The following is a 14287-nucleotide window of genomic DNA, read 5'->3' on the forward strand; positions in this document are numbered from 1 at the left end:
GGAACAGCCTTTTTTCTACGTTTTTTTGCTTTCCAACCACTTACGAACAATTGTTCCCAATGGCTAAAATGGCCATTTTCTATGAATAACCCTTTAGGCGTTCTGCTCATATCCTAATTAGAAAGGAGTGTTGCGTATAATGCCCAACTACCGAATTATTGTAGATCTGACCCAACGAATGTTATATCTTCTGGACAATGATATTGTGATTAGAGGTTTCCCTGTCGGCATCGGTAAGATGTTAACCCAATCCCCAGTGGGTGAATTCACTATTATTAACAAACAACCCGACCCAGGGGGTCCCTTCGGTGTTTTTTGGATGGGACTGTCTAAACCACACTACGGAATTCATGGAAACAATGACCCTTCCTCCATTGGGAAAGAGGTGTCCCACGGCTGCATCCGGATGTACAACGAGGATGTGTTAGCACTCGCTGCTATTGTCCCTATAGGCACACAAGTAACGATAAGAAATTAAATTCGAATGGAGGCTCGGCAACCCCCAAATCACATTAAAAAATGGGGGTCATTACATAAGTAAGTATTTTTTCATTAGCATACTAGGAGTTTGGTGATTATATGTCGAATATTGTTAACAGGATTGCAAATTGAAAAGGATGTGTTTAGTTTGAATAATTCAAAAATTAGAACCCTCGTCGATTTTAAAGTCGATGCACTGGGTAAGCTGTCCGGTTTACTTTTAAATGATGAACAAGCTAGTGGAAAAAAAGTGAATTTGCTCACCTCTTTTGGCAGCATTCAGGGAATCGTCTCTCCAACCGTCTCCAACAAAGAGGATGTATTTGATTTAAAATCTTTGATGGATGATGTAATTGTAGACGAATACATATCTTATTTGGGAGCAGAACACCCTGATAAAAATTTCAGCTATAACTTTGTTGTCCTCAATGACGTTACTGTAAGACCTTATGCTAGTTATGGGACTCCGATCGAATACAAACAGCTGATTGTTTATACCGATCATATCACTGCCTTCAATTTTCTATAGGTTTACATAATCACCTTAAAAAGCACCCTTGCAGCAACCCCCAATTTTGCATCATTTGCAGAATCGGAAGGTTTCTCTGGGTGCTTTTTTTGGGTTAATCGTGAAGTCGATCCTATAATTCCACGAATTTGCCTTTTAAAAGATACTAGTGGAGATCATTCAGGCATATCTTTCAATAAGCAACAATTTGAGTCTAATGAGATAACTAGGAGGTGTGATTATATGCTGATTATCCTGATGTACTTATTTGCTATTTTAGGAGTTGTTTTAATTCTAAGTGCCGCCATTATAAAATTGAAAACGCTATCTGCTTCATCTGAAATTTCTAAGCTAGTTAATGCGACCTCATCTTTTAACATCAGCTTCACCAAAACATTCATTCCCCCCAATCAATCTCACTTGATCGCACTTAACGAGCCTAATAAAAAATTGGCAATCGGTACCAAAAATCCGAAGAGTAACAAAAAAGCAGTAGCAAAGCTATACTCTTTTGATAATGTAATGGGATCCGAGATTGTGGTTAACGCACTCACCCTTTCAAAAGTATCCAAAAGACATCAAAACAGCAAAACTACTGCAACAAGTGCAGATATTAACATCCTTAAGGACACCGATGAAGAAGCTAATGTGATTGAAGAGCTTACGCTTAAAATATATATGAACAGCAAAGAAACGCCTGTGTATTGTATCTCCTTCTTGCCGGGTTTATTGCCTATTCGACAATCCGACAACCAGTACAAGGAAGCTTTCTCCCAAGTACAGCAATTGCATGCACTGTTCAGGTCAATCGTCTCTGAATAATTAAGTTGCTTTTTGCGCAATAAGATGTGTGAAAATAGCAACGTCCTTGTATGGAGATAAACTGCTTAACTTAAGCTCTAGCTCCACCATTTCTACATGCCATTGCTCATCCATTTTTATTTCATTATCCACGATATATCCGTAGATATTATGTATTCCGTATATACTTCTAATCTCATAACCACACTCCGCGAGCCATTCCACTAATTGATCTTTTGTATAGATGGTAATGTCTGTTTGAATAATGCCGCTATATTCCTGCGTGTTTCCAATACTGTCTATAGCCCCCATAGGATCTTTATTCATAACGGCTTTTTTCATCACTTTTGCCACTGGATTATGAGTTATAAGAGAAAGCATTCCGTTTTCATTTTGTTTTTTACTAATGTCCATTAACAATTGTTTTGGATCATCGAGATATTCAAGCACATTATGGCAAAAAATCCAGTCATATCCGTCCGCTAATACATCTGCATCTTGTAGCGTTGCCGATCTAAAGGCTATGTTAAGACCGTCTTTACATGCAGACTCTTGCGCAATGACTATCATCTCTGGAGTCGGATCTATCCCTGTAACTGTATAACCTTTTTTTGCGAATTCACGACTGGTTATCCCAAAACCACAGCCGATATCTAAAATAGATTTTGCCTCATCAGAGCTGCAGTGATTGTCAATTTGCTGCCAAGCGGAATGATAAAACAATCTCCCCCAAGGCATTTTAATGTAGTTTAAATAGGAATCTATTGATTTAGTAAAAGCCTTTGATGTAGACACCATATCGCCATACCTCTCATTTGTTTTCGACATAGAAAAATCTAAAATTGCACACTAAACCCATCAAACTGGTGAATGCCCGTACCATGTGCTACTACCTTTTGCTCACGTAACTCACGAACCGCCTTTTTGACCTCTTGTAAAATAGATGGATCTAAACCCAGTGTATTATGAGAACCGAATACTTGGGTAACTCCTGGAATTTCCGTAATCTTTTCTAAGGATGCCACTAAATCAACCGGACTAGTCGAAGGGTAAAAGGCATAGATTGGCGTAACGTCATACAATAAATCACCTGTAAACAGATATCCGTTGGCATGATCAAAAAGGCTGATATGACCTGGCGAATGACCTGGTGTGTGGTATATTTCTATTTTGCGCCCGCCTATGTCGAGCACATCCCCTTCTTGTAAAAAAGCTGTTGGTTTCCCTTGAAAAGGTATGTAGGTATTAGGATCAAAGGTTTCAGGAACAGGAAGGCTGATGTCCCGGCTCATATCTTTACGAATCTGGGCAAGGGACAAGCCTTTTATTCCGTTAATCAGCCAATCCGCATCCTCTTTATGTACATAGATTGTCTCGATTTGTCCATGACTGCCAATATGATCTGCATGCACATGCGTAGTTATGACAGCGATAGGTAAATCCGTTAACTGATCCGTTATTCTTTTAATATTATCAATACCTAATCCCGTATCAATTAACGCGGCTTGTTTTTGCCCCAAGAGTAAAAAAGAATGCACCTTTTCCCAATGTCCATATTCACTGATTGCATAGGTGGTCGGATCAATTTCCGTTACTGTAAACCAACGATCTTTAATCAATTACGCTCCCCCATTCCATTTTTCCCTTACATGCTCTTCTCCCTTACAATAATCCGCCTGTTCATCTGCTTGATAGATTTCTTGATAGGGCAAAATGTTGATTTTGCCTGAGTCTGGATATTCGCAAATATCTATTCCCTGGTTCGTTCGGAGATCCAGATACCTGCATGGTGCATCGGAATGATTATAAAGCTGGTGCGCCCCTTCCGGTCCCATTTCAAAAAATATTACATCCCCTTCAGTAACCTAAAGATCTGATATCAAAAACCAAATGCTTGGAACCCACCATTTCAGCTAATCTTTCACTCGTATGCCAAGCAAACTCTGGGATCGGAGACTGTTTTTGAGTAAATGAGACCGTATTTTCATTAAAAATCTTCACCATCTGCAACACTGCTTCTCCTTATGCTGTTCGTTCAATTACAACAAATAAAGAATCCCAGCTATAGCTAATGAAATAAGACCACCTAAAGCGGACCAATTAGCTACTTTGTTTTTAGCTTTACGGTCTCGCTTGGATTCCGAATAAAAGTTACCTCTTTGTTGTGTACCTGTCGTGAAGGCTCCAACACATATACCTGCAATTATAAAAAAGCCCAATCCTATGTAAATAAAAATTTGCATGAACTTACTCCTTCCCAGGAAAGAATTAGTTATCTATATATAAGATATTTTAACATTAAATCCCTCTACTACGTGCCATGACTTTCGGACCCAGATGACGCTATTTGCTAATTTTCAGCCTTTGGAGCATGGTTTCGGACTCCAGTGACGTTATTCCTAAGGATGAGGCTCATATTGAGTGTTTTCAATGCCAATGGCGACTATGGAGTCCTTTATTATCCCAAATGTAGGGTAAAGCTTCATATAAGGTCTACTGGGTCCTATAGCGGGCTCATACGCGAAATTTGCAACCTCAGCAAACGGAAATTGGCGTTCGAATGAAGTAAGGTACCAAAAAAGAAGAAGTGTGCCAACAACCATTTTTTTGATTATGGTTATGGCACACTTCTTCTACTCCATACAACCCCTTCGGTTCTGTTTACACTTAATTCCCTTCAAGTTCAAGTGTTGCAAGTGAAACCATCACCCAAGGTGCAAACTTATTCGACGAATCCCCCTTAGGATTGTGTATCCGAAAAAGAAAAGCTTCCCCCGCCTGATTCTTCCAGACCATATAATCTTCTATCCCTTTATCACCAGTTGCCTGCAGATATAGTTCAGCAAAACCTAGAGGATGTTCAATTAGTTCCCCGCTATGGTCGTTTGCTTTGCCAATTGCAGAAAGCTCGGTTTGTCCCTGCTGCTTCAAAGCTGTAAGATCGTAATCGGCAGGTAAGTGTTTAATTTCGGCATAATAGGTTGGATCCTCAGTTAATGATAAACGACCAGACTGTGAGTCTAGTGTGAAACCCTGAAAAACATACAGGGAATATCCATCACCTTTCCCAAGTGTACCTTCTTGCCCTGAGACCCCTCCCTCCTGTTCACCAAATGCTTTGGTCTTTGGCCGATCGGATGTTAGAGGATCAGTGGCCTCCGGACTGGCGGACTCCTGCGCCTCCATAGAAGGAGTAGCAGAAGGTTCAGGAGTGCTTGTAGCTTCAACAACTGGCATTGTTGCTGCACTTGACGCTGTAGGTTTTGCCTCGTCTGTTGTTTTATTGTTACTACATGCACCGAGAATTGAGGAAGACAGAAGAATACTAGTAACTGTAGTTAATATTATTTTTTTCATTACGCACCTCCTTATTACTATATTAGTTATTACCCACATGAGTGACGTGTCCTCTTATTCTTCAAACCTTTTCTCAATTTTATTGCTACGGATTGAAAAATTTCAAACAATCGACTCGTTCTTATTTACAGCTATGGAGTTGTGCTCGAAATTCAAATTGTTCTAGGACGGTTCGGGCACCTATTATTTTAAGTTCAGAGAGCAAAATAAAAAAAGCCTCAATGGGCGTGTCTATATAATTATTAGTATCAAAAAAAGAAGCACCTCAATCTATTATTGAGATGCTTCTTTGCTAAAATTAAATACTGTAATCGTAATGAGAAAAGTTCAAACGATACTGCGACATAGAAGTAAAGTTTGGATTGTCTACAACAACATAAATGCTTGCTCCAGGTGGAAGTATAATATTACTAAAAGACTGAGTCTCCCAAGTTCCCGCTTTAGCAGTATATATAGGTCCCAGTTCACTGACGCCGTTATAACTAACTATCACACCTGCTCTTGTGGGACCATTACCACTATACCCTCCCACATTAACTACAATTCTTTTGAAATTTGCTGATGTATTTGTCCATTTAAACCAATCTTGATCGGTAGCACTTTGGATGAACAGATCAAAAATTTGGCCGCCATATTCATTAGGTGTTATTGTTATTGCATTCGCTCTACTATCGCCAACTCCAACAACATAAGGAGTGATTTGGGACGTTGAACTATTCTCGTCAGCAAATGCGGAGGCCGATGGAATCAAAACTACTGCTGCAACAAGAAGTACAGATAGATATTTTTTTATTTTCACTATGCTTCCATCCTTCGATAAGATAGTTAATCGGCCGATTACATTTTAATATTATCATTCTTTAGAAAATATACATATAGTTCATAAGTTTCCAAATTATTTAATAGAATATCGCAAATACTGTCCTTTAGTGTAAATATAAAATGAAAAACGTCTATTTCTGTTATTCGACATCTAGATATACATAATTGTGCAGGATTTTATATCCAAAGTTATTTATCAGTTGCCCACATCACCCTGTCATTTTGTGATGTTCCTGAAACGAAAGTATTCGGCGCTTTATTTATTGGATATTCTATCGTGTATTAATTCTTCTTTATTCAATCCATTTTCCCGAATTTAGAAACGGATCGGTCTCCCACCTATGCCGATTCACTCACTAAGACACACTCATGCAGTGCTCCTACTAGAAGCAGACAATGATATGAAGTATGTTCAGGAGCGAATCGGACATGGCAGTATTACAATTACATCTGATGTCTATTCTCACATTTCCAAGAAGATTGAAGTAAGCAGTATAGAAAAGTACAAAGCTCACATAAGATCTATCCTCGATTAGCATCCACTAATTTTTTGTGGGCATTTTGTGGGCACCGTCATTACAGAGATTCCTTACTACTCCCACGCCTACACACAAAAAAAACCTCAACGCCAAAGACGTTAAGGGTTTTAAGATTCTAGTAAAGCGTCATGCATTACCTTCAAGTTTCTTACGCTGTTTGGTTTCATTGTCTTCGTCGACTCCTCCGCAAAGTAGGTGGATAGTGATTGACTTTGATCATCTTAATCAACGCTTCAAGGACTTCTTTTTCTTTTATCCGTTAATGGTTTCATGCAATTGCTCCTTTATCACTTGCCTGCCAAGCTAATATACTTTCCGCTAGAAATACTCTTGGGACACCAGTGTTTAAGCAAGTTGCGCAAATCTTGCCGTCCTTCATACCTTTAATTTTAATTTTACGCTGAGTAATCTTGCCAACTTTATCTAAGTAAACAATTTCAACAGTTTAACCACTCTTTATTTGCATGTTGATACCCCCTAAAAAACAAGAACCTTTGTTCGCATTATAATCAAACATATCTTCTTAAATCAATAGAAATCCTATCACCAAATGTAATTATTATGAATTAATAAATATAACACTCTTTTTATTACATATTTAAAAAATATTGTTTAGACGGTTCTTGTTGCATTATGTATCTTTGATTCCTATAAACATACTAAAGGAGATACATATGAAAAAGAAAATTTACGTACCTATCATTTTATCCTTACTTCTGCTATTTAGTTTTGTTTCTATTACTAAAGCAAATACCACAACAGTATCAAGTTTAATTCCGGTAATGACATCTAATACTTCTCCATCTGGAGTGGTAAGTGCAAGTAGCGAATGGGGGATTGACCATCAAGCATTCAACGCATTTAACAATAACAACAACGACTATGGGTGGGCTTCTAAAGAAGGTGTGCCATATGGATGGATAGCTTATGAATTTGAAAGTCCACAAATTGTTAACTCTTACTCTCTAACAGGTCGTGGCAAAAACGAGAATGTAGCAAAAGAATCACCTAAAAATTGGACTTTCGAAGGATGGAATGGGGAAAACTGGGTTGTTCTTGATACTCAAAACAATATTACTGGTTGGACTACATCAGTGAACAAAGTATTCGCGTTTAATAATGAAAAAGAGTATAAAAAATACAGATTAAATATATCAGAAAATAATGGATACTCTTATTTTGTTACTATTGGTGAAATAAAAATGAACTACACTCCTGCTCCAGAACCAACTATCACACCTGTACCAACTCCATCTGCTACTCCGGAAGTTCCAACAAGTGACAGAGCAATTTTGACAGTAACTCTAACCACTGGGTTAGAAAAAGAGTTTGATCTACCAATGTCAGAAGTTACTACATTCCTAAATTGGTACGACGGTGCTTCGGGATCTGCTAAGTATGGAATAGATAAGCACGAGAACAACAAAGGCCCTTTTAGCAAACGTACTGAATATGTTGTACACGATAAGATACTTACATTTGAAGTTAGTGAATATACCTTAACAAAATAGCTTTTCCTATCACTTCCCTCCTCCAGCCTTAGTAGCCAGAAGCTATAATTGGATGAAGGAGGTTTTTTATGTTTATATCACCTATGTTATTACAAACTACTGCTGGACCATTCAGTCATAGCGATTTTATATATGAACCAAAGATAGATGGGCATCGTCTTATTTATTCTCAAGAGTCCGGAAAAATCCGGCTATATACACGGCACAATAATGATTGCACTCGGCAGTATCCTGAATTACATCTCCCATTTGCTGAAGATGTTGTTTTGGATGGAGAAGTAGCCTGTGTTGACCCTACAACTGGAGTATCAGATTTCGAAGCTGTTATGAGTCGCTTTCAAGCGAGACGAACTGATAAAATAACTCAACTCACAGGGACTCTCCCAGTGTATTATGCCATCTTTGATATCTTAATGTACAAAGGTAAGGATCTACGTGGACTGCACCTAATGATAGACATTTCCTAAATTCATGTACTACTAGAAGATAGTATGTATTAAATGAATTTAATAACCCTTTCTCTATCTATTATCCCATTTTAATATTTAATAATATATAATTATACATTTTATGTTTACTTTTGGATATAAGTACATCATAATTGGATTGTATCCCAAATATAGGAAGGATGGTTGAATCATGAAAAAGAAAATCTTAGCTGGCCTCTTAACTATTTCTGCTTGTTTTGCTTTAGGATCTACTTCATTTGCTGCTGATGCCACAATTCCAACGCCTACTAACTCTTCACCATCGGTAACTTCTGAAGTGACACCTTATGTTTATTATGAGAAAGACATTTACTTAAAAGTAGGAGATTTTGGTTCTGAATATTCGGGTATAACTTGGAATGTAATTTATAATGATGGCTCTACTATTGTAGGAACAGATCGCTTCGTAGTTACTCCGGTTGAACCTGGTATTACCGTTGTAAGCGCAGAGATGGGCAATGCCGTTGTATTTCTTTTTAGGTTCCATGTAAGTTATTAAAAAAATATCTTTTATTAATAAAACTCAATAAAATAACCCGCAGGCATAAGCCCGGCGGGTTATTCTAGGTATGTTCTGAATTCAAACCACCCCCGATCAAAATGAGCTCCAGCGAGCTTAATAGAATCTGTTGAATAATCCTATGCAGCACTCAATTAATCAACTCCCTAAACAATAAAATACCCATCCACTCCGCAGGGTTTAGGTGTTTCTGAACTGTTAAATTAACTTTATTTAGAACATTATTTAAACAAGCTTTATGTCACACAATAAGACAATTCCACGAAAAACAAACCATTTAATTGTTATATATCCTAAATTAATATTCAATAGTCTATTAATCTACTATATATGTTTACTTTTATACATTTATACTACATAATTGGTTTGTGTTCCAAAATTAGGAAAGAGGGTTGGATTATGAAAAAGAAAATTTTAGCTGGTCTATTAACTGTTGCTACCTGTTTTTCGTTAGGGTCGACCTCTTTTGCATCCAGTACTTCTACAGTTCCGAATTCATCACCTTCCGCAAACGAGGTAGTTGCTGCGGGAGAATATTATCAGGCTATTCTTAATCTTAAAGTCGGGGATACAATGTGGGTAACAGGGTATGACTTTTGGTATATCCATACGGATGGTAGTATTGAAGTAAGGCAAGACGGATTGATTACAGCTTTGTCTCCGGGGGCAAGCACTGTAGCCGCAGATTTTGGAAATGGAAATACAATGTATTATATAGTTCTTGTTAAATAATAATCAAAATAAGACCTCTCTTTACTATAGGGAGGTCTTATTTATGCACACTTTAAACTCGAACCTTTCATGGATAAACGAGATCCGCTGATCTTATTGATTCCGGTGTATCCCCCTCTACAATCCCACCATAATCTATAAGATGGCCAATTGGATCAGGTTCCAGCCGAACCATACGGATACCTTGGATTGGGATAGAGCTGCTGTCAAAAATTCCGTATCGCTCTCTAAGACTTTCTTTGTAGCACTCAATTAATCACTGCCTGGCAATAACTCGATAATCAAACTCTTCTTCCCCCCAGTCTTCATATATAGCACCCTCAGCGATACCCCAATCTCAGTCACTCTCAACCCTATGATGCTTTGGTTTATTTATGCTTCTTTATCCACTCAAATAGCTTGCGGTCCTCGTCTCACAGGAACTCATTACATCGATATGTTGTAGTATCCACAAATGTATCTGGGTTCTCGGTATCAAAGAAGCGATGTTTCAACCAATGTTTTTCATTCCATGGGTTAAAAGTAATCGTTAGCTGCTTATAGTATCCTTCCGGCAGCAGAACACGAATTGACATATCCAGCTTATCGAAATCATCCTCATTAAGGATCTGATAGGCTTCTTCAAACCATGCCCAACACAAATATCCGGTGTCCACCGTAATAGAGATGATTGACATCGGATCATCTAGACCTCGGAACAATATCTTTTGACCTGTTGGCTTATATATAGCTTCTAGTGGCACTTTCTTAAATTGCCACTTGTTACCCACTCCTAGCCTATTAGCTGCCCATTTAAGCTGTGCCCAGGTAGAGTCTTTATGAGTATTGAACGTCTTACGCAGAACTAAAGTATTCGCTAAAGGATATTCCATCATCTTTGCAATAATAGATAAAGCGGCTGTAGTGCTCTTTTTCGAACCCCTACCGCCTTTGACTACCCGGTAACGCCCTTTAAAATGCCAAAACTTTGCGTATCCCTTGCCGACGCTCTCCTGTAAGCTAATAACTTTACTCATGAAGATCATCCTTTATGAATACAACCTCAGATTGGACTTCTTTACTGATGGCCCGCAACTTCAAGCTGCATCTTCTTCACGCGGAGCTTAGTCTCTTCATCCATATATTTAAGTACAAACATTCTTTGCTTGTCAGTTAGATCAGCTTCTACTTCTGGTGGATCGCCTCGAGCCACTATTTTTTCCTGTTTGTTGGATTTCGGTTTCTTTTGTTGTACAACACTTTTCTTTGGCTGTTGTACAACGTTATTTGATGATTGTTGTACAACACTCCATTTATCACGCTGCTTCCAGACGACTACCTTCTTTTCGTCAATGTCCAGTTGCTCGGCTATCTGCCTGTTTGTTATTTCCCACCGTGTTCACGCCATATCTCTAGTGAGCGGTCCCGGTTTGGATCACGTGCTCTTGGCATTATATTATCCCCCCCGTATTTAAGGCATGAAAAAAGCACCCGAAGGTGCCTATGCAAATCTATTCTCTAAGAATTTTTGAACTGCTTGTTTTGTGTCTCCATCATAATTAACAAATCTACCTGCTTCATGCTGTTCCTTGTAATCCAGAACGTTCTTTTTAGTCATTATAACTTCTTTATTGTTAATAGAGACCTTCCATTCAAGCGGATGCAGAGTAAGATATTCATAACGAGCAGCCAAGCCTAAACCTTCTAATTCAGATATGCTTTCGTTTAACGCTAATTCAATTTCTTGAGCCAGTATTTCGTGTGCTTTTATTGCTTTTTGTATATTTTCTGCCCAATTCAAAATGATCACCCCCCTCATCGTCATAAATCGACGCACAAGGAAAATTCACCTGCTATTCAATACCCATGTACCTTACTTCGCCGTCACCCCTGCAGCTTTTGGGGTTTAGATTATGGGTTATTTACAATACAAAAAGAGTCGCTTTTCAGCGACTCCCCGAGTTCAAAATATTACTTCAATTTTAATTCTCCTTTCCTTAAAAATATCAGTTAATAACTCATTCCCGATCTTTGCATTACCTAAAAGCTCAGTGTGGTCGGTATAATTTTGCATAGTAGATGGTTCATTGTATTTTGTAAAAGAAAATCCAGTACTAACCCTACTTATTGAATATCTTTCATTCTCAAAAGTAAATTCGATTTCCCTGCCAATAGAAAGATCGCTTTCTAAATCAGTTATACCATAATCCATTAAACCACCCCCAATCTTAAAATCTATTGATTATACAATAAATTCTATTTAATACCAAGGTCCTCGTACTGGATTTCCGAATACTCCATTAGGGAAGGTCCAGTTATGTCTATGTGGAACTACCGGATGTAACACCGGATTCCCATGATTAGTATAATAAATATCCATTTAAACTTTTCCTTCAGAATCGAAATATCTTCTTTGAATCAAGTCGCCACTTACTACTAAGTCCATACTACTGTATGCACTTTGACTCCTTACCGGTAAAGATGTCCCTATTGATTGGACCGAATGTCCGTAAGGTGAAGGCGTACCATTCGCTTTTGCCTCCTCATAACCCATTGGCCAATCTGCCGCTGAAGCACCGCTTGGAACAACCGAAATAATCAGTGATAAAAACATTAGAGTCATGACAACAATTCTCGAAATTTCACTTTTCTTCGTTGTTACTTCCTAAAATGTATTTTATTATCTGTATAATGCTATCATATTTTAGATATATAGCAAATTTTAGTATAAATCCTTTATTATTAATATTTGTGATCTGTTTCTGATTTACAATAAAAAAAATAAATTTCCCGCTTTCAGCGATTCTCGACTAAGGAAATTTTTTCCTGCCATCAGCAATACAACCATTTCGCCTTATTACCGGATATTTAACAACCACACTACCATATACAGGATTATCACTTTACAAATCAGCATGATTTAGGCAAAAACCTTACAACTAAAATGTAAAGCGCTGTGAATTTGGATTAACCTTTATCGTTTTGCTCCAGCCACACTTACAGGTGCGTTCAAATGAGTTTTCGTCAATATTGATTGTTCCTTCACCTGCTCCAATATTTCCATTCCCACACTTTGGGCACTCAGCATACTTCTTTGAAAGCCTAATCGCCTCTGTGAAATTCATAGATTTCACCTCCAATTTCCAACCGCTTGGGAATATTAAAAAAGTATGCCGCTCTAACGCCCGTAGGACATTGTCGGCATACCGTTTAATGTTTTATGTGGTTGAGCTCAATTAACCGTGAGCTCAACGGTTGGCGTGGGTTTTACACGTCATTCATTATAAGAGTCAAACCGTTAATAGGTTCCTCCTATATATATGTGGCAGCCGGATGGGGAAATTAGCTTTTTTAACTGCTAATGAGAAACAGGCTGTTTTCCGTTGAATCTTTTACTTTCCTTTCTGCATTTCCTACATATTCTTGAACTGTGCTCTTAGATATTGATAGTTCCTCAGCAATTTGTTTAAGAGAAAAACACATCCCGTGTTTTAAAACATAGCACTCTTTTTCTCTCTTGGATAAAGTGGATAAAGCATCATCTATTTGAAATCGTTCTGAATCCGTTAAAGTCGTAGGGCTTCCACACGCTGCTGGTTGGGCATAAGATTGCATTCGCAGTGGATCTACTGGAATTGTTAGTTGATCGATTGATAACCGATGTATGCCACGCCGTGGTCCTGGATTATGTCCTAATCTCAGCCAATCAATAGCTAACTGCACATCTGATAACATGCTATTCAACACGGATATATGACTTTCTATTGCAGCGAGTTCCTTTTCTGCTTCCTCATAGTCTTCTTTAGCTTCTCTTTTTGCTTCAATAAGTTTCTCAAGCTCCCTTTTAATTTCAACTATTGGGGCTTTGCAATTTCTTAGAATCGTCCTAGTTTTCCGATAACTAATTAACATCTCATCCACAATTAATGCCCCTCCCCTTTATGCTATAATATGGTGAGGATAAAGCTGCTATTGCCCTGATGCTTCAGGGCTTTTTTCTGTATAAATACCTTCCACCAACATTGAGAACATCTTCATATTCGTACTGATAGGATATGTGTTATACGGATCTTTGAATCTAACCCAGCTCGGACCCCACGCCAGTAAATTAACAGGCTCTCCAGGGCTTGCAGTAAAGATGAACTGTCTTTGACCTTCTGCTAATGCTTTTTGAGTGTCCTTGTATCTCATTCTACTTACCTCACTTTTAGAGTATCTTGTTCCTCTCTTTATGGGGTGCAGATAAGCCATAAACCATTATCCGGCCCTCGTTTCACTGGGATTATTCAGTCTGACTCGATGGCGCTGCGCGCAAACTCCCAAAATCAAATTCACTCAGCACTTTAAGAAGACGTTCTACCTTTGTTGCTCTCCATGCTGTCATTGCCCATGTATGAGCTTCTTTAGTGTAATGGTAATGATTCGCTTCAATATGCTACTTGGCTTCTGCTTTGGTCAGGAACATGGTGTTTTCTCGGACGAAATGTTCTTTCTTTTCCGAATGAAGGCTTGCTCCTTCGTCATAATGATCCTGTATCCATTCAAATGCA

The 14287-nt window shown here is 38.3% G+C and carries 20 protein-coding genes and 1 pseudogene; 8 read left to right on the top strand and 13 right to left on the bottom strand.

Features of this window, described 5'->3' with window-relative positions:
• Window positions 1-139 precede the first annotated feature (139 nt).
• The 3 genes from MHI51_RS17345 (at window position 140) to MHI51_RS17355 (ending at window position 1810) form a co-directional block, all read left to right on the top strand.
• Window positions 140-478 carry a L,D-transpeptidase gene (locus tag MHI51_RS17345; protein WP_405173125.1) on the top strand — a complete coding sequence of 113 codons (339 nt, stop codon included), beginning with the start codon at window positions 140-142 and terminating at the stop codon, window positions 476-478.
• Window positions 479-628: 150 nt separating this feature from the next.
• Window positions 629-1009 (top strand): hypothetical protein, encoded by a 381-nt coding sequence (locus tag MHI51_RS17350; protein WP_139329870.1) that lies wholly within the window; start codon window positions 629-631, stop codon window positions 1007-1009.
• 222 nt (window positions 1010-1231) lie between these two features.
• The gene (locus tag MHI51_RS17355) at window positions 1232-1810 is read left to right on the top strand and encodes a hypothetical protein (protein ID WP_076277054.1); all 579 of its coding nucleotides are present in this window, start codon (window positions 1232-1234) and stop codon (window positions 1808-1810) included.
• Here MHI51_RS17355 and MHI51_RS17360 read toward each other — a convergent pair whose 3' ends face one another.
• From MHI51_RS17360 to MHI51_RS17380, 5 genes are all read right to left on the bottom strand, one after another.
• Window positions 1811-2587 (bottom strand): methyltransferase domain-containing protein, encoded by a 777-nt coding sequence (locus MHI51_RS17360; RefSeq protein ID WP_076277055.1) that lies wholly within the window; start codon window positions 2585-2587, stop codon window positions 1811-1813.
• A 38-nt stretch (window positions 2588-2625) separates the two neighbouring features.
• The gene (locus tag MHI51_RS17365; RefSeq protein ID WP_076217988.1) at window positions 2626-3408 is read right to left on the bottom strand and encodes an MBL fold metallo-hydrolase; all 783 of its coding nucleotides are present in this window, start codon (window positions 3406-3408) and stop codon (window positions 2626-2628) included.
• A gap of 420 nt (window positions 3409-3828) precedes the next feature.
• Window positions 3829-4032: a DUF5316 domain-containing protein gene (locus MHI51_RS17370; protein ID WP_076217990.1), complete on the bottom strand. Its 204-nt coding sequence runs from the start codon at window positions 4030-4032 to the stop codon at window positions 3829-3831.
• A 424-nt stretch (window positions 4033-4456) separates the two neighbouring features.
• Window positions 4457-5146 carry a hypothetical protein gene (locus MHI51_RS17375; protein WP_076217992.1) on the bottom strand — a complete coding sequence of 230 codons (690 nt, stop codon included), beginning with the start codon at window positions 5144-5146 and terminating at the stop codon, window positions 4457-4459.
• Between the two features lie 298 nt (window positions 5147-5444).
• On the bottom strand, window positions 5445-5945 hold the full coding sequence (locus MHI51_RS17380; protein ID WP_076217993.1) for a hypothetical protein: 501 nt from the start codon (window positions 5943-5945) through the stop codon (window positions 5445-5447).
• A 364-nt stretch (window positions 5946-6309) separates the two neighbouring features.
• On the opposite strand from MHI51_RS17380, the gene MHI51_RS17385 reads away from it, so the two are divergent.
• The 5 genes from MHI51_RS17385 to MHI51_RS17405 all read left to right on the top strand — a co-directional run bounded on the left by MHI51_RS17385 (window position 6310) and on the right by MHI51_RS17405 (window position 9758).
• Window positions 6310-6504 carry a tyrosine-type recombinase/integrase gene (locus MHI51_RS17385; protein ID WP_076217994.1) on the top strand — a complete coding sequence of 65 codons (195 nt, stop codon included), beginning with the start codon at window positions 6310-6312 and terminating at the stop codon, window positions 6502-6504.
• A 677-nt stretch (window positions 6505-7181) separates the two neighbouring features.
• Window positions 7182-8018 (top strand): discoidin domain-containing protein, encoded by an 837-nt coding sequence (locus MHI51_RS17390; protein ID WP_076217995.1) that lies wholly within the window; start codon window positions 7182-7184, stop codon window positions 8016-8018.
• A 68-nt stretch (window positions 8019-8086) separates the two neighbouring features.
• Window positions 8087-8485, top strand: coding sequence for a hypothetical protein (locus MHI51_RS17395; RefSeq protein WP_081387530.1), 399 nt, complete (start codon window positions 8087-8089; stop codon window positions 8483-8485).
• A 172-nt stretch (window positions 8486-8657) separates the two neighbouring features.
• Entirely contained in the window at window positions 8658-9005 is a 348-nt protein-coding gene (locus MHI51_RS17400; protein ID WP_076217996.1) for a hypothetical protein, read from the top strand.
• Between the two features lie 420 nt (window positions 9006-9425).
• Window positions 9426-9758, top strand: coding sequence for a hypothetical protein (locus MHI51_RS17405; RefSeq protein ID WP_076217997.1), 333 nt, complete (start codon window positions 9426-9428; stop codon window positions 9756-9758).
• 413 nt (window positions 9759-10171) lie between these two features.
• Here the strand turns inward: MHI51_RS17405 and MHI51_RS17410 are convergent, their stop codons facing one another.
• The 8 genes and pseudogenes from MHI51_RS17410 to MHI51_RS17445 form a co-directional block, all read right to left on the bottom strand.
• On the bottom strand, window positions 10172-10774 hold the full coding sequence (locus tag MHI51_RS17410; RefSeq protein WP_076217998.1) for a PBSX family phage terminase large subunit: 603 nt from the start codon (window positions 10772-10774) through the stop codon (window positions 10172-10174).
• A 41-nt stretch (window positions 10775-10815) separates the two neighbouring features.
• Window positions 10816-10950 (bottom strand): hypothetical protein, encoded by a 135-nt coding sequence (locus MHI51_RS17415; protein WP_256719019.1) that lies wholly within the window; start codon window positions 10948-10950, stop codon window positions 10816-10818.
• 123 nt (window positions 10951-11073) lie between these two features.
• Window positions 11074-11124 (bottom strand): annotated as a pseudogene (locus MHI51_RS17420) (hypothetical protein); the annotation flags it as partial.
• A 114-nt stretch (window positions 11125-11238) separates the two neighbouring features.
• Window positions 11239-11538: a hypothetical protein gene (locus MHI51_RS17425; RefSeq protein ID WP_076217999.1), complete on the bottom strand. Its 300-nt coding sequence runs from the start codon at window positions 11536-11538 to the stop codon at window positions 11239-11241.
• Window positions 11539-11700: 162 nt separating this feature from the next.
• Window positions 11701-11949 carry a hypothetical protein gene (locus MHI51_RS17430; RefSeq protein WP_076218000.1) on the bottom strand — a complete coding sequence of 83 codons (249 nt, stop codon included), beginning with the start codon at window positions 11947-11949 and terminating at the stop codon, window positions 11701-11703.
• A 727-nt stretch (window positions 11950-12676) separates the two neighbouring features.
• Window positions 12677-12862: a DUF3797 domain-containing protein gene (locus MHI51_RS17435; RefSeq protein ID WP_076218001.1), complete on the bottom strand. Its 186-nt coding sequence runs from the start codon at window positions 12860-12862 to the stop codon at window positions 12677-12679.
• A 226-nt stretch (window positions 12863-13088) separates the two neighbouring features.
• On the bottom strand, window positions 13089-13649 hold the full coding sequence (locus tag MHI51_RS17440; protein ID WP_256719023.1) for a sigma factor-like helix-turn-helix DNA-binding protein: 561 nt from the start codon (window positions 13647-13649) through the stop codon (window positions 13089-13091).
• Between the two features lie 57 nt (window positions 13650-13706).
• Window positions 13707-13928 carry a hypothetical protein gene (locus MHI51_RS17445; RefSeq protein WP_076218003.1) on the bottom strand — a complete coding sequence of 74 codons (222 nt, stop codon included), beginning with the start codon at window positions 13926-13928 and terminating at the stop codon, window positions 13707-13709.
• Window positions 13929-14287 lie beyond the last annotated feature (359 nt).

The organism is Paenibacillus sp. FSL H8-0260 (assembly GCF_045040625.1).
GTDB lineage: Bacteria > Bacillota > Bacilli > Paenibacillales > Paenibacillaceae > Paenibacillus_AQ > Paenibacillus_AQ odorifer.

Coding starts and splice junctions, on each gene's coding strand:
- MHI51_RS17370 (WP_076217990.1), bottom strand. CDS start 4,032: ATGCAAATTTTTATTTACATAGGATTGGGCTTTTTTATAATTGCAGGT.
- MHI51_RS17430 (WP_076218000.1), bottom strand. CDS start 11,949: ATGGATTATGGTATAACTGATTTAGAAAGCGATCTTTCTATTGGCAGG.
- MHI51_RS17360 (WP_076277055.1), bottom strand. CDS start 2,587: ATGGTGTCTACATCAAAGGCTTTTACTAAATCAATAGATTCCTATTTA.
- MHI51_RS17440 (WP_256719023.1), bottom strand. CDS start 13,649: ATGTTAATTAGTTATCGGAAAACTAGGACGATTCTAAGAAATTGCAAA.
- MHI51_RS17375 (WP_076217992.1), bottom strand. CDS start 5,146: ATGAAAAAAATAATATTAACTACAGTTACTAGTATTCTTCTGTCTTCC.
- MHI51_RS17385 (WP_076217994.1), top strand. CDS start 6,310: ATGCCGATTCACTCACTAAGACACACTCATGCAGTGCTCCTACTAGAA.
- MHI51_RS17445 (WP_076218003.1), bottom strand. CDS start 13,928: ATGAGATACAAGGACACTCAAAAAGCATTAGCAGAAGGTCAAAGACAG.
- MHI51_RS17355 (WP_076277054.1), top strand. CDS start 1,232: ATGCTGATTATCCTGATGTACTTATTTGCTATTTTAGGAGTTGTTTTA.
- MHI51_RS17395 (WP_081387530.1), top strand. CDS start 8,087: ATGTTTATATCACCTATGTTATTACAAACTACTGCTGGACCATTCAGT.
- MHI51_RS17345 (WP_405173125.1), top strand. CDS start 140: ATGCCCAACTACCGAATTATTGTAGATCTGACCCAACGAATGTTATAT.
- MHI51_RS17405 (WP_076217997.1), top strand. CDS start 9,426: ATGAAAAAGAAAATTTTAGCTGGTCTATTAACTGTTGCTACCTGTTTT.
- MHI51_RS17435 (WP_076218001.1), bottom strand. CDS start 12,862: ATGAATTTCACAGAGGCGATTAGGCTTTCAAAGAAGTATGCTGAGTGC.
- MHI51_RS17400 (WP_076217996.1), top strand. CDS start 8,658: ATGAAAAAGAAAATCTTAGCTGGCCTCTTAACTATTTCTGCTTGTTTT.
- MHI51_RS17410 (WP_076217998.1), bottom strand. CDS start 10,774: ATGAGTAAAGTTATTAGCTTACAGGAGAGCGTCGGCAAGGGATACGCA.
- MHI51_RS17390 (WP_076217995.1), top strand. CDS start 7,182: ATGAAAAAGAAAATTTACGTACCTATCATTTTATCCTTACTTCTGCTA.